The following is a 12,302-nucleotide window of genomic DNA, read 5'->3' as shown; positions in this document are numbered from 1 at the left end:
CGGACACCCTCTCAGAAGGGTGACGTGCTGGAACGGCTGCCGTTCCGGGACGCGCGGCGAGCTCGCGAGTCGCGGGGGGAACGGCGGTCCTTCTTCAGAAGAGCACGCTGGAGTACATCCCGACCTCGCGGAATCCCACGCGCGCGTACGAGGCCCGGGCCCGGGTGTTGTAGTCGTTGACGTACAGGCTGACCACCGGCGCGATGACAGCTCGGGCGTACTCGACGACCGCCGCCGTGCAGGCGGTGCCGATGCCGCGCCCGCGGTGGGAGGGGGCGACCCAGACCCCCTGGACCTGGCAGGCGGCCCGCGACACCGCGCCGATCTCGGCCTTGAACAGCACCTGCCCGTCCTCGATCCAGGCCAGCGAGCGACCGCCCCGGATGAGGTCCGCGACGCGGCCGCGGTAGCCCACGCCGCCGTCGGAACGCAGCGGACTGACGCCGACCTCCTCGGTGAACATCGCGATCGACGCCGGGAGCAGCGTCTCCAGCTCCTCCGGGCGCACCGGGCGGACCCGCGGCTCCACCGCGACGGCGGGCGGCCCGTCGATGGCCAGCAGCGGCTGCCGCGGCCGGTGGTCGCGGCACGGGCCCCAGGCGGGCTCGAGCAGCTCCCACAACGGCTCGACCGACGCGGCCGGGCCGACGATCGTGCTGCACCGCCGGCCCGCCCGGCGGGCGCGCTCGGCGAAGGCCTCGGCCGCTGCCCGCTCGGCGCCGGGGACGGCGAAGGGGATCAGGTTGGCGCCGGCCAGGCAGATCGCGTCGAGCGACCGGCCCTCGCCGAACCCCCAGAGCGGGGCACCGATGGCGAGCGCCCCGGTGCCCACCGTCGCCACCCGACCGGCCAGCCAGCAGGCGGCCACCGGGTCCGTGGCCAGCAGCTCGGTGACGGCCGGCTCGTCGCTCTCGTCGAGGACGCGGGCAGTGGGCGCGCGGAGCACGGTCAGCTGACGGTGACGACCGGCGGCCCGGAGGGCTCGCCGGCGTCGACGTGCTCGCCGGCGATGCGCAGGGCCTCCTCGATGAGGGTCTCCACGATCATCGACTCCGGCACCGTCTTGACGACCTCGCCCTTGACGAAGATCTGCCCCTTGCCGTTGCCCGAGGCGACGCCGAGGTCGGCCTCGCGGGCCTCCCCCGGGCCGTTGACGACGCAGCCCATGACGGCGACGCGCAGCGGCACCTCCATGCCCTCGAGCCCGGCGGTGACCTCGTTGGCCAGCTTGTAGACGTCGACCTGCGCGCGCCCGCACGAGGGACAGCTGACGATCTCCAGCCCGCGCTGCTTGAGGTTCAGCGACTCCAGGATCTGGTTGCCCACCTTGACCTCCTCGGCCGGCGGCGCGGAGAGGGAGACGCGGATCGTGTCGCCGATGCCCTGGCTGAGCAGCGCACCGAAGGCGACGGCCGACTTGATCGTGCCCTGGAAGGAGGGGCCCGCCTCGGTGACGCCGAGGTGCAGCGGGTAGTCGCACTGCTCCGCCAGCAGCTCGTAGGCGCGGACCATGACCACGGGGTCGTTGTGCTTGACCGAGATCTTGATGTCGCGGAAGTCGTGCTCCTCGAACAGCGAGCACTCCCAGAGCGCGGACTCGACCAGCGCCTCGGGGGTGGCCTTGCCGTACTTGGCGAGCAGCCGCTTGTCGAGGGAGCCGGCGTTGACGCCGATGCGGATCGGGGTGCCCGCGTACTTGGCCGCCCGGGCGATCTCGCCGACCTTGTCGTCGAACTTCTTGATGTTGCCGGGGTTCACCCGGACCGCGGCGCAGCCGGCGTCGATCGCGGCGAACACGTAGCGGGGCTGGAAGTGGATGTCCGCGATGACCGGGATCTGCGACTTCTTGGCGATGATCGGCAGCGCCTCGACGTCGTCGGTGTCAGGCACCGCGACGCGCACGATCTGGCAGCCCGAGGCGGTCAGCTCCGCGATCTGCTGGAGGGTCGCGTTGATGTCCGCCGTCTTGGTGGTGCACATCGACTGGACGCTGACGGGGTGGTCGCTGCCGACGCCGACGCCGCCCACGTCCAACTGACGGGTCTTCCGTCGCGGAGCGAGAACGGGCGGGGGCGCAGCGGGCATGCCGAGGCCGACGGGGATCGCCATGGGAGCCAGTATCCCCCGCCGGCGCCACCACGCCGCAGACGGCGCTGTGACCTGCGTCCGGACGGGCTACAGGCCCAGGCGGACGGGGTTGACGACGTCGGCGATCAGCAGCAGCAACGACAGCCCGAGGAAGAGCCCGGCCACGGCGTAGGCGACGGGCATGAGCCGGGCGATGTCGAAGGGCCCCGGGTCCGGCCGGCCGCGCAGCCGGGCCACGGTGGAGCGGGCCTTCTCGTACAGGGCGCCGGCGACGTGCCCGCCGTCGAGTGGGTAGATCGGCAGCAGGTTGAACAGGAACAGCACCATGTTCATCCCCGCGAGCAGCGAGATGAAGTAGCCGATCTTCTCTGCGGCGGAGAACTGCTCGTAGGCGAAGACGTCGCCGGAGATGCGGCTGACCCCGACCACGCCGATGGGGCCCAGCGGATCGCGCTCCTCGCCCATGAACGTGGCGCGGAACAGCTGCGGGATCCGCTCGGGGATCTCGGCCAGCCGCTGCACCGACGTGACGACCATCGAGCCCAGCTGCCCCGGGACCTCGGCGAACGGCTGCCGCACCTGGCGGTCGGCGGGGCTGACGCCGACGAACCCGACGATGCCGGTCCGCTCCCCCTCCTCGTCGAGGTAGGCGAGATTCTCGATCGGGGTGACGGTGAGCTCCCGCTCATCGCCGTCGCGCTCGACGGTGAGGGCAAGCGGCGTCCCCGCGCTGACGCGGATCGCCTCCTGCACCTCGTTCCAGCCGACGTCGGTCTCGCGGGAGACCGGGTCGCCGTCGATCGCGAGGATCGTGTCGCCGGCCCGCAGACCCGCCTCCGCGGCCGGGCTGCGGACGGGGAGGGCGCAGCCGGCGGCCCCCGCCTCGCAGGTCTGCCCGTCCGGGGTGATCGGAACGGCGCAGGGGTCCTCCGCGTTCGCCGTCACCGCGCCGGCGGGCAGCACGCAGTCGTTGACGCGGGAGACGGTCGTGGTGATCTCGGGCAGCCCGAAGGCGGTGAGGAAGATCGTGAAGAAGACGACGGCCAGCACGAGATTGTGGAACGGGCCGGCGAACATGACGATGACCCGCTGCCACCAGGGCTTCTTGTAGAACACCCGGTCGCCGTCGCTGGGCAGCACGTCGTCGAGGGCCGCGCCACGCACCTCGGCGATGAAGCTGCGCATGCGGGTGGCCCGCTTGCTCTCGTTCTCCTCGGCCGGCGGGATCATCCCGACGATGCGGATGTAGCCGCCCAGCGGGATCGCCTTGACGCCGTACTCGGTCTCGCCCCGGCGTCGGGAGAAGACCGTCGGCCCGAAGCCGACCATGAACTGCGGCACCCGCATGCCGAACTTCCGCGCCCACCAGAAGTGGCCCGCCTCGTGGAAGGCGATGGAGAACATCAGGCCGAGCGCGAACAGGACGATCCCCAGGACCGTCAGCAGGATCCCGCTCAGTTCAGCCTCCGGCGATCACACCCCGGGCATGCTCCCGGGCCCACTTCTCCGCCGCCAGGACGTCGTCGACGCAGGTGGGGACGCCGAGGTCCGGCGCGGCGTCGAGGGTACGCGCGACGAGGTCCACGATCCCGGTGAACGACAGACGACCCGCCACGAACGCCGCGACAGCCTCCTCGTTGGCGGCGTTGTACATGGCCGGAGCGACGCCCCCGGCCTCTCCGACCTCGCGCGCCAGCCGGACGGCGGGGAAGGCGTCTTCGTCCAGCGGCTGGAACTCCCAGGTGCTCGCCGTCGACCAGTCGAGCGCCGGCTGCACCTCCGGCAGCCGGTCGGGCCAGGCGAGCGCCAGGGCGATCGGCAGCCGCATGTCCGGCGGGCTGGCCTGGGCGATGGTGGCGCCGTCGGCGAAGGTGACCATCGAGTGGACGATCGACTGCGGGTGCACGACGACGTCGATGTCGGAGAACGGCACGCCGAAGAGCAGGTGCGCCTCGATGAGCTCCAGCCCCTTGTTCACCAGGGTGGCGGAGTTGATGGTGACGACCGGGCCCATCGCCCAGGTCGGGTGGGCCAGCGCCTGCTCGACGGTGACATCTGCCAGCTCCTCGCGGGTGCGCCCGCGGAACGGCCCGCCGCTGGCGGTGAGCACCAGCCGGGCGACCTCCTCGCGGCTCCCGCCCCGCAGGCACTGGGCGATCGCGGAGTGCTCGGAGTCGACCGGGACGAGCTGCCCGGGCGCGGCGGCCGCGAGCACCAGGTCGCCCCCGGCGATCAGCGACTCCTTGTTGGCCAGCGCCACCGTCCGCCCGGCGTGCAGCGCGGAGAGCGTGGGGCCCAGCCCGATCGATCCGGTGATGCCGTTGAGCACGACGTCGGCCGGCCGGGCGGCGAGCTCCTCGGCCGCGCGAGGGCCGGCCAGGATCTCCGGCAGCGCGTACTCGCCCTTGTTCCACCCTCGCTGCGACGCGGCGGCGTAGAACGCCAACTGCAGGTCCTGGGCGGCGGTCGCCTTCGCGACGGCGACGGTGCGCACGCCGAGGGAGAGCGCCTGGTCGGCGAGCGTGGCGACGTCGCCGCCACCGGCGGCGAGCCCGGTGATGCGGACCCGCTCCGGGTTCTGCCGGGCCACGGCGACCGCCTGCCGACCGATGGACCCGGTCGAGCCGAGAAGGGTGACCTCGCGCGCCTGGCTCATGCGGTCATCCTGCCAACCCCGGGTCGGGTCGGCCCGCCCGCCAGGGACCTCAGTGGCGCAGATCGCAGCTGAAGGCCGCCACGATTGGCAGTTCTTGTCATTGTCGGCGCGAGTGGCGATCGTCTGACCAGGCTGTTCTCGACAGCTATTTCACGCGTATCGGCGCGTCGTGGCCAATTCAGCACATCAGGAGTCATCCGGTCCCGATACTTCTGCCCGACGGCTCGGGAACCCGGGCCCCTGATGGCCGGAGGCCCCCATGTCCCAGCGCACCCGCGGCCGCGTCGCCGCCACCACCGGCTTCGCCGTTGCCGCCGTCTCCCTCGGCATGACGTTCGCCCCCGCCGCGCTCGCCGCGCCTGGGACCGCCACCGTCAGCGCCACCACCCTGGCCCCGGGCGCGGAGTTCACGATCACCGGCACCGGCTGCCTCCCCGGCACCGATGGCGAGAACGGCGTGGCCGTGTTCCTGCCTGCCGTCGACCCGCAGTGGGGCGACGCCACCGAGGCCGACACCGACGGGACCTGGACGATGATCCAGACCGCCCCGACGGAGCTCGGCACGTACGAGTTCGCGAACTTCTGCGACAGCTACGACGCCGGCTTCGACTACCCGAACATCGTCATCACCGTCACCAAGGACGGCAAGCCCGCCGGTACCCGGTCGCCCGCCACCGCGACGCCCGTGGACGCGGTCCGCGGCACAGCAGCGAACACGCCGGGGATCGGCGCCAACCGAGCGACCACCGCCGCCAGCGACCGGATCGCGGCGCCGGGCGAGAAGGTCGTCCGCGTCTACCGCGGCTTCCAGCCCCACGAGGTCGTCCGGGTCACCCTGCACTCCACCCCGCAGAACGTGGGCACCTTCACCGCCGACTCCGCGGGCGTCCTGACCGTCTCGTTCACCGTCCCGGCCGGCACCCCGGTCGGCGACGACCACACCCTCGTCCTCGTCGGCGACAAGGGCAGCTACTTCCAGGAGTCCTTCGAGGTCGTCGGCGCGAACGACGCGCGACTGGCCTACACCGGCGCGAGCGTCACCCTGCCGCTCGCCCTGGGCGCCGGGCTCCTCCTGGCCGGAGGCGGCCTGGTCGTGGCCACGCGCCGCCGCGCCGCGGGGGCCCTCCAGGCCTGAGCATGACCGCACAGCACGCATCGGACGCCGGCCAGGGCCCCCCTGGCCGGCGTCCGCCGCGTTCCCGGCGACGCCGACGGCTCCTCCTGCTCCTGCTCGCCCTGCTGATCGCCGCCCCGGCGGTCGATGCAGCCGTCCTCACCTCCCGCATCGACGAGGTGGACGTCGACCTGCCCGAGCGGCCCGAGGACGTCGACGGCGAGACCTGGGTCCTCGTCGGTCTCGACTCGCGCGCACAGCTGCCCGCAGGCGCCTCCCCCACCGACTTCGGCACGGCCGAGGACGTCCCCGGCAGCCGCGCCGACGTCGTCGTCGTGGTGCACCGGACCGAGGCGGGCACCACGGCACTCTCCGTCCCCCGCGACCTGCTCGTCCGGGCCTCCGGGACATCGGGACGGCTGGCGCTGACCTGGCTCGACGGCCCCCAGGCGACCGTCGACGCGCTCTGCGGCCTCGGCATCCCCACCGACCACCTGATCACCGTCGGCCTGGCCGGGTTCGCCGCGACGGTCGACGCCGTGGGCGGGCTGGAGGTCGACGTCCCGGAGCCGGTGCGCGATCGGCCCGCCGGCCTGGAGTTGACGACCCCCGGCCGCCTGCACGTGGACGGCGCGACTGCGCTGGCCCTGGTCCGGTCGCGGCAGCCCGAGCAGCTGGTCGACGGGCGATGGGTGCCCGCGACCGTCGACCCCGACGGTCGCGCCACCACAGCGGGCACCGTCCTCTCGGCCCTGCTCGACCGGGTGCGGGAATCGGCCCTGCGCCGGCCCTGGCGCCTCCAGTCGGTCGCCTGGGCGGCCTCCGGCGGGCTCGCCGTCGACCCGGGCACCTCGGTGCTGGACCTGGCCGGGCTGGCGGGCGCCGACATCGGGGACCTCGCGACCCTTCCGGCATCGGCCCCGTTGAGCCCCTCGCTGGTCCGGCTGCCCACCGCGGACACCGCCGCGGCCGTGGCGGCTGCGGGACTCTCCTGCTCCGACTGACGACCCGCCGACGCACCTCGCACGGTGTTCGGCGCGGACGCCTGCCAGAATGGCGGGGTGACCGAGGCCTTCCACTCCCCGTCGACCCAGCGGGTCAGCCAGCCCGGACGTGAAGAGGGGGTCGTCCGCGCCGGCGCGCACCCCGTCGAGCACGAGAGCCCCGCGGACTGGGGCTGGCACGGCGAGACCGGCAAGTGGGGCCAGATCGGTGGCTGGCTCGCGACCCTGGTCGTCGCCTCCTTCTACATCGGCAACCACGAGGGCCGGGTCGAGGACCTGTGGCTGCTCGGCATCGTGGCGCTCATGGCGCTGGTGCTGATCTGGGACCTGCGCCGCAAGAAGACCGCCTGGCGCCGCTGAGGAAGGACCCCGGATCCTTCCTCAGGCGACGCTGACACCGATCGCCGTGCCGATCAGGTAGGTGACGCCGGCGGCTGCCGCGCCGAACAGCAGCTGCCGCAGCCCGGCGAACCACCACGATCGCGGCGTGAACCGGGCGGAGACCGCCCCGGCGGCGAACATGCCCGCTCCCCCGCACACCAGTGCCGCCCAGAGCAGCGACGAGCCCAGCAGGAACGGCAGCAGCGGGATCAGCGCGCCGGTGGCGAAGGTGAGGAACGACGACACCGCCGCCACCCTCGGCGACGGCTTGTCGTCCGGGCTGAGTCCCAGCTCGGCCACCACGTGCAGCCGCAGCGCCGTCTCCGGGTCACGCGACAGCTGCACGGCGACCTTGCGGGCCAGCCGGTCGTCGACGCCACGGACGCGCAGCATCTCGATCAGCTCGGCCAGCTCCCCCTCGGGGTTGCGCTCGAGCTCGCGCCGCTCCTTCTCGACCTCCAGGTCGAGCTGCTCGTTCTGGGTCTTCACCGACGTGTACTCGCCGAGCGCCATGGAGATGGCGCCCGCGACCAGGCTGGCGACGCCGGAGAGCACGATCGCCCGGGACGATGCCCCGCCGCCCCCGACACCGGCGACCAGCGCGGTGTTGGTGACCAGGCCGTCCATCGCGCCGAAGACGGCGGCCCGCAGCCAGCCGCCGGAGATGTCGGCGTGACTGTGCTCGTGCGCCTCGGCCGCTGCCGGGGTCGGGGCGCCCGAGGTCACTCCTGGTCCGCCTCGGCCCCCAGCGGCACGGGCGCCTCGACCGGCTCCATCGACGGGGCGGCGAGCGCGACGCTCGGCATGCCATCGACCTGGTCGGCCGCGGCGAGCTGGCCGCAGGCGCCGTCGATGTCCTGGCCGCGGGTGTCGCGCACCGTCGTCGGCACCCCGGCGGCCCGCAGCCGGGCGACGAACTCGCGCTGCGCGGGCAGCGGGCTGGCGTCCCACTTGCTGCCCGGGGTCGGGTTCAGCGGGATGAGGTTCACGTGCGCCAGCCGTCCGGCCAGCAGCTTGCCGAGCAGGTCGGCGCGGAACGGCTGGTCGTTCACGTCGCGGATGAGCGCGTACTCGATGGAGTACCGGCGCCCGGTCTTCTTCGCGTAGGCGTCGGCGGCCTCGACCACCTCGCCGACCTTCCAGCGGGTGTTGATCGGCACGAGGGTGTTGCGCAGCTCGTCGTCCGGCGCGTGCAGGCTGACCGCCAGCGTGACGTTGCGCCCCTCCTCCGTCAGCTTCCGGATGGCCGGCACCAGGCCGACGGTGGAGACGGTGACCGAGCGCTGCGACAGGCCCAGCCCGTGCGGCGCCGGGGTGAGGAGCGCGTCGAGCGTCTTGCGCACGCGGGCGTAGTTGGCCAGGGGCTCACCCATGCCCATGAAGACGACGTTGGACAGCCGGCCGGGGCCGCCGTCGAGCTCGCCGTTGGCCATCGCGGCCGACGCGGCCACGGCCTGGCCGATGATCTCGGCGGCCGAGAGGTTGCGGGTCAGGCCCTGCTGACCGGTCGCGCAGAACGGGCATGCCATGCCGCAACCGGCCTGGCTGGAGATGCAGACGGTGGCGCGGTCGGGGTAGCGCATGAGCACGCTCTCGACCAGGGCGCCGTCGTGCAGCCGCCAGAGGGTCTTGCGGGTGCGGCCGTCGTCGGCGGTCTGGTGCCGGACGACGGTGAGCAGCCCGGGCAGCAGCGCCTCGGTCAACGTCTCGCGGACGGCCGCGGGCACATCCGTCATCTGCGCCGGGTCGGTCACTCCCCGGTAGAAGTGCCGGGCCAGCTGGTCGGCCCGGAAGGCCGGCTGCCCCAGCTCGGACACCGCGGCTCGCGCCTCCTCACGGGTGAGGTCGGCGAGGTGGCGGGGCGGCATACCGCGGCGGGGGGCGTCGAAGACGAGGGGCAGGGCAGTCATGGCGTCGTCCATGGTCCCACTCCCCCGCCGTAGGCGGCCGGTCCGGAGACCGAACTCACGCGGACGGGGTGGATCCCTGGCAAGGTCACGCCCATGAGCCGGCTCGACCAGGTCGATCTGTCCGCCAGTCTGTCCAAGAAGGACGGCAAGAAGCAGTTGGAGGAGGCCCAGGAGAGGCTCGTCCACCTGCGCCTGCTCCTGGGCGGGCAGATCGGTCCCGGCGAGGTCGGACCACCCCTGCTCGTGCTGTTCGAGGGCTGGGACGCCTCGGGCAAGGGCGGCGCCATCCAGCGGTTGGTCGGCGAGCTCGATCCGCGGCACGTGCGGGTGGCCCAGTTCGCCGCGCCGACCCGCGACGAGAAGCGGCACCACTTCCTGTGGCGGTTCTGGCCGGTGCTGCCCGGCTGGGGAGGCATGGCCGTGCTCGACCGCACCTGGTACGGCCGGGTGCTCGTCGAGCGGGTCGAGGGATTCGCGACGGAGGACGCCTGGCGGCGGGCCTACGGGGAGATCGTCGACCTGGAGACGTCGCTGGCGGCCGAGGGCACCATCGTCGTGAAGTTCTGGCTGCACGTCTCCCCTGAGGAGCAGCTGCACCGGTTCGAGAGCCGGCGGGCCGACCCCTACAAGGCCTGGAAGCTCACCGACGAGGACTGGCGCAACCGGGAGAAGCGAGCCGAGTACGAGGCCGCGGTCGAGGAGATGCTGGAGCGCACGCACACCGACGTCGCCCCGTGGCACGTGATCCCCGGCGACGACAAGCGCTGGGCCCGCGTCGCCATCGTCCGCGCCGTCTGCGAGGCGATCGAGGCGGCGCTGCGCGCCCGCGGGATCGACCCCGACCCGCCGCTCAGCGAGTGACCGCCTACCCGAGCGCCGGGGCCACCGGCTGCCGGAGGATGGTCCGCTGCCTGGCGGGCGCGGTCCTGCGGGGATCGCTCAGGTAGATCTCGTGGTGGCGGCCGGTCATGTGGAACCCGAGATCGGGGATCACCACGTCGTGCAGGTGCGCGAGCACCTCGGCCTCGTCGTCGAAGGACCCGACGTGCAGCGTCTGCACGCACCGTCCCTCGGCCAGCGTCTCCAGACGCACGTCGTCCAGCCGGGCGGGGCGCTTCCGGGCAGCGGCCCGTCCGGCGGCCGCGAGGAACGTGGGCCGGTCGATCCAGTCCGGGGTCAGGAGCATCAGGGACCAGTTCCACCGGGTCTTGTCCCGCGCCGCGGTGAAGGAGCGCATGTCCTCGGCCCACCACAGCCCCTCGAGCGGCGGCACGACGTAGTCCCGCCCCAGCTCCACCTTGCTCGCGAACTTCATCCCGTAGGCCACCGGGTAGAGCGCCGCCACGGCCTCGGCGACCGCCGGCGAGGTGTTCGGGTCGCCGTGCCCGTCGATCATCAGGTACTGCAGCTCGGGCACGTCGACGACGCGGAACCGACCCCGGACGGCCCGGTAGGCGTCCAGTGAACGCTTGAGGTCGACCTTGTCGGTCACGGCTCTCCGATGGCCGCGTGCGCCCGGATCCACGCGTGCATGGCGATCCCCGCGGCCACCCCGGCGTTGATGGAGCGGGTGGAGCCGAACTGGGCGATCGAGACGGTCATGGCCGCACCTTCGCGGGCCTGCTCGGTGAGCCCCGGCCCCTCCTGGCCGAACAGCAGCACGCACCGCTCCGGCAGGTCGGCGGTCTCGATCGGCACGGCGCCCGGGCCGTTGTCGACGGCGACGACCGTGAGCCGCTGCTCGGTGGCGAACTCCAGCAGCCCGCCGACGTCTGCGTGGTGGCGGAGGTGCTGGTAGCGGTCGGTGACCATCGCTCCGCGCCGGTTCCAGCGGCGTCGGCCGACGACGTGCACCTCGGCGGCGAGGAAGGCGTTGGCGGTCCGCACCACCGTGCCGATGTTCGAGTCGTGCCCGAAGTTCTCGATGGCGACGTGGAACGGGTGCCGGCGGGCGTCGAGATCGGCGACGATCGCCTCGACGGTCCAGTACCGGTAGCTGTCGACGACGTTGCGCCGGTCGCCCTCGGCCAGCAGCTGCGGGTCGTACCGCGGGTCCTCGGGCCACGGCCCCTCCCACGGGCCGACGCCGACCGTCGTCCCCCAGTCGGTGGGGCCTGCCTGGAGGTCCTCGGTCACGTCCCGGATGCTTCCAGTCCGCCGACCAGCCACTCGAGCCGCCCGCCGTGCGGTGCCGATCTGGCCAGCGGCCGGCTGTCCAGCGAGACGACGAACTCCCTGCCCCACCCACCGGCCGGGCGCTCCCCGGTGCCCGGGACGGCGCCGGGCGGCTCCTGCGCGAGCCACCGCACCGGGAGCCCGCCGACCGCGTCGGCGAACCGCGCCCGCGCGTCGCGGGGCACGTAGGGCAGGACGGCCGTGTGCATCACCACCACGGTGCTGCCGGGGGCCGCGAACTCCAGCGCGTCGGGCAGCCGGTCGACCAGATCGCCGCGCAGGACGGTCGGAGGCTCGGCGGCGGCGACCTCGGCCGCCGCCTCGAGCCGGGCGAGCCGTTCCTCGGCGGCCGGGCCGGGCCAGACGAGCGCGCGCAGCCACGCGCGGTCCCCGGGGTCGGCCGGGTCCAGCGGGTTGAGGTCGATGCCGATGCGGGCCACCACCTCGGGCACCCGCTGCGGCACCGGCACATTGCCCGAGGTCTCCACCCGGATGCGGACGGAGCCCGTCGGGCCGACCCGCACGCCGTCGTAGTCGTAGCCGTACCGGTCGGGGTAGAGGCACAGGCCGGCGGAGGTGCCGACCTCGATCAGGGTCAGCGGGCCGTCCAGCTGGGCGAGCACCGGCAGCAGGGCGCCGCAGCGGGCAGGTTCGTTGGTCTGGGTGGCACGGGTGAGGAGGACCTCGCGCACCCGGTCGCCGTCCTCGGTGATCCGGCGCTCGAGGTCGAGGCCGTCCGCCGGCGCGCCGCCGAGGAACTGCAGGGCGGCGAAGAGCAGATTGGGCTGCCGCTTCCCGGTCGGGAGTTCCGCGAGGAAGCCCAGCACGGCCGGGGACGCCGCGACGTGCCGGGCCAGGTCCGCGTACAGCGGCGAGGTGGGCTCCGCCTCGGCCACGAACTGGCGGTAGCCGTGAGCGATGTGCTCGAGGTCCTCCTCCGTCATGCGGGCAGGATCGCAGAGTCGGGCACGATC

13 protein-coding genes are annotated in these 12,302 nt (G+C 73.4%); 4 read left to right on the top strand and 9 right to left on the bottom strand.

Annotation, left to right across the window (positions count from 1 at the left end; genetic code table 11):
• Nucleotides 1-94 precede the first annotated feature (94 nt).
• The 4 genes from LBW97_RS16745 to dxr form a co-directional block, all read right to left on the bottom strand.
• A complete protein-coding gene (locus tag LBW97_RS16745) occupies nt 95-946 on the bottom strand; it encodes a DUF4081 domain-containing GNAT family N-acetyltransferase (protein ID WP_224500482.1) in 852 nt (283 codons plus the stop codon).
• 2 nt (nt 947-948) lie between these two features.
• On the bottom strand, nt 949-2,109 hold the full coding sequence (ispG, locus tag LBW97_RS16740; RefSeq protein ID WP_255601262.1) for a flavodoxin-dependent (E)-4-hydroxy-3-methylbut-2-enyl-diphosphate synthase: 1,161 nt from the start codon (nt 2,107-2,109) through the stop codon (nt 949-951).
• 66 nt (nt 2,110-2,175) lie between these two features.
• Nucleotides 2,176-3,510: an RIP metalloprotease gene (locus LBW97_RS16735; protein ID WP_255601379.1), complete on the bottom strand. Its 1,335-nt coding sequence runs from the start codon at nt 3,508-3,510 to the stop codon at nt 2,176-2,178.
• Nucleotides 3,511-3,547: 37 nt separating this feature from the next.
• The gene (gene dxr, locus LBW97_RS16730) at nt 3,548-4,744 is read right to left on the bottom strand and encodes a 1-deoxy-D-xylulose-5-phosphate reductoisomerase (protein ID WP_224500480.1); all 1,197 of its coding nucleotides are present in this window, start codon (nt 4,742-4,744) and stop codon (nt 3,548-3,550) included.
• Nucleotides 4,745-5,003: 259 nt separating this feature from the next.
• On the opposite strand from dxr, the gene LBW97_RS16725 reads away from it, so the two are divergent.
• The 3 genes from LBW97_RS16725 to LBW97_RS20500 are packed head-to-tail and all read left to right on the top strand — an operon-like array spanning nt 5,004 to nt 7,222.
• Nucleotides 5,004-5,879, top strand: a complete 876-nt coding sequence (locus LBW97_RS16725) for a hypothetical protein (RefSeq protein ID WP_224500519.1) — start codon at nt 5,004-5,006, stop codon at nt 5,877-5,879.
• Between the two features lie 2 nt (nt 5,880-5,881).
• Nucleotides 5,882-6,862, top strand: a complete 981-nt coding sequence (locus LBW97_RS16720) for an LCP family protein (protein ID WP_224500479.1) — start codon at nt 5,882-5,884, stop codon at nt 6,860-6,862.
• 57 nt (nt 6,863-6,919) lie between these two features.
• Nucleotides 6,920-7,222 carry a DUF2631 domain-containing protein gene (locus tag LBW97_RS20500; protein ID WP_224500478.1) on the top strand — a complete coding sequence of 101 codons (303 nt, stop codon included), beginning with the start codon at nt 6,920-6,922 and terminating at the stop codon, nt 7,220-7,222.
• Nucleotides 7,223-7,243: 21 nt separating this feature from the next.
• Here LBW97_RS20500 and LBW97_RS16710 read toward each other — a convergent pair whose 3' ends face one another.
• Together LBW97_RS16710 and rlmN are read right to left on the bottom strand one after the other, a co-directional pair.
• On the bottom strand, nt 7,244-7,969 hold the full coding sequence (locus LBW97_RS16710; protein WP_224500477.1) for a VIT1/CCC1 transporter family protein: 726 nt from the start codon (nt 7,967-7,969) through the stop codon (nt 7,244-7,246).
• Entirely contained in the window at nt 7,966-9,153 is a 1,188-nt protein-coding gene (gene rlmN, locus LBW97_RS16705) for a 23S rRNA (adenine(2503)-C(2))-methyltransferase RlmN (RefSeq protein ID WP_224500476.1), read from the bottom strand. The genes LBW97_RS16710 and rlmN overlap by 4 nt, the downstream gene beginning before the upstream one ends.
• A gap of 93 nt (nt 9,154-9,246) precedes the next feature.
• Here rlmN and LBW97_RS16700 point away from each other — a divergent pair, with 93 nt between their 5' ends.
• Nucleotides 9,247-10,014, top strand: coding sequence for a polyphosphate kinase 2 family protein (locus tag LBW97_RS16700; RefSeq protein WP_224500475.1), 768 nt, complete (start codon nt 9,247-9,249; stop codon nt 10,012-10,014).
• Nucleotides 10,015-10,018: 4 nt separating this feature from the next.
• Here LBW97_RS16700 and LBW97_RS16695 read toward each other — a convergent pair whose 3' ends face one another.
• From LBW97_RS16695 to LBW97_RS16685, 3 genes are read right to left on the bottom strand one after another with little or no spacing between them, the layout of a single operon-like run.
• Nucleotides 10,019-10,645: a GyrI-like domain-containing protein gene (locus LBW97_RS16695; RefSeq protein ID WP_224500474.1), complete on the bottom strand. Its 627-nt coding sequence runs from the start codon at nt 10,643-10,645 to the stop codon at nt 10,019-10,021.
• Nucleotides 10,642-11,289 (bottom strand): RNA methyltransferase, encoded by a 648-nt coding sequence (locus LBW97_RS16690; RefSeq protein WP_224500473.1) that lies wholly within the window; start codon nt 11,287-11,289, stop codon nt 10,642-10,644. Before LBW97_RS16690 ends, LBW97_RS16695 begins: the two co-directional genes overlap by 4 nt.
• Nucleotides 11,286-12,272, bottom strand: a complete 987-nt coding sequence (locus LBW97_RS16685) for a DUF2332 domain-containing protein (protein ID WP_224500472.1) — start codon at nt 12,270-12,272, stop codon at nt 11,286-11,288. Before LBW97_RS16685 ends, LBW97_RS16690 begins: the two co-directional genes overlap by 4 nt.
• Nucleotides 12,273-12,302 lie beyond the last annotated feature (30 nt).

The sequence above is a fragment of the Blastococcus sp. LR1 genome (assembly GCF_020166105.1).
Taxonomy (GTDB): Bacteria; Actinomycetota; Actinomycetes; order Mycobacteriales; family Geodermatophilaceae; genus Blastococcus.
The sequence above is the reverse complement of the archived record's forward strand: the minus strand, read 5'-3'. Positions and strand labels throughout refer to the sequence as shown.

Excerpts from the sequence above, each read along its gene's own strand:
- ispG (WP_255601262.1), bottom strand. The coding sequence starts at position 2,109 with ATGGCGATCCCCGTCGGCCTCGGCATGCCCGCTGCGCCCCCGCCCGTT.
- dxr (WP_224500480.1), bottom strand. The coding sequence starts at position 4,744 with ATGAGCCAGGCGCGCGAGGTCACCCTTCTCGGCTCGACCGGGTCCATC.
- LBW97_RS16725 (WP_224500519.1), top strand. The coding sequence starts at position 5,004 with ATGTCCCAGCGCACCCGCGGCCGCGTCGCCGCCACCACCGGCTTCGCC.
- LBW97_RS16720 (WP_224500479.1), top strand. The coding sequence starts at position 5,882 with ATGACCGCACAGCACGCATCGGACGCCGGCCAGGGCCCCCCTGGCCGG.
- rlmN (WP_224500476.1), bottom strand. The coding sequence starts at position 9,153 with ATGACTGCCCTGCCCCTCGTCTTCGACGCCCCCCGCCGCGGTATGCCG.
- LBW97_RS16700 (WP_224500475.1), top strand. The coding sequence starts at position 9,247 with ATGAGCCGGCTCGACCAGGTCGATCTGTCCGCCAGTCTGTCCAAGAAG.
- LBW97_RS16685 (WP_224500472.1), bottom strand. The coding sequence starts at position 12,272 with ATGACGGAGGAGGACCTCGAGCACATCGCTCACGGCTACCGCCAGTTC.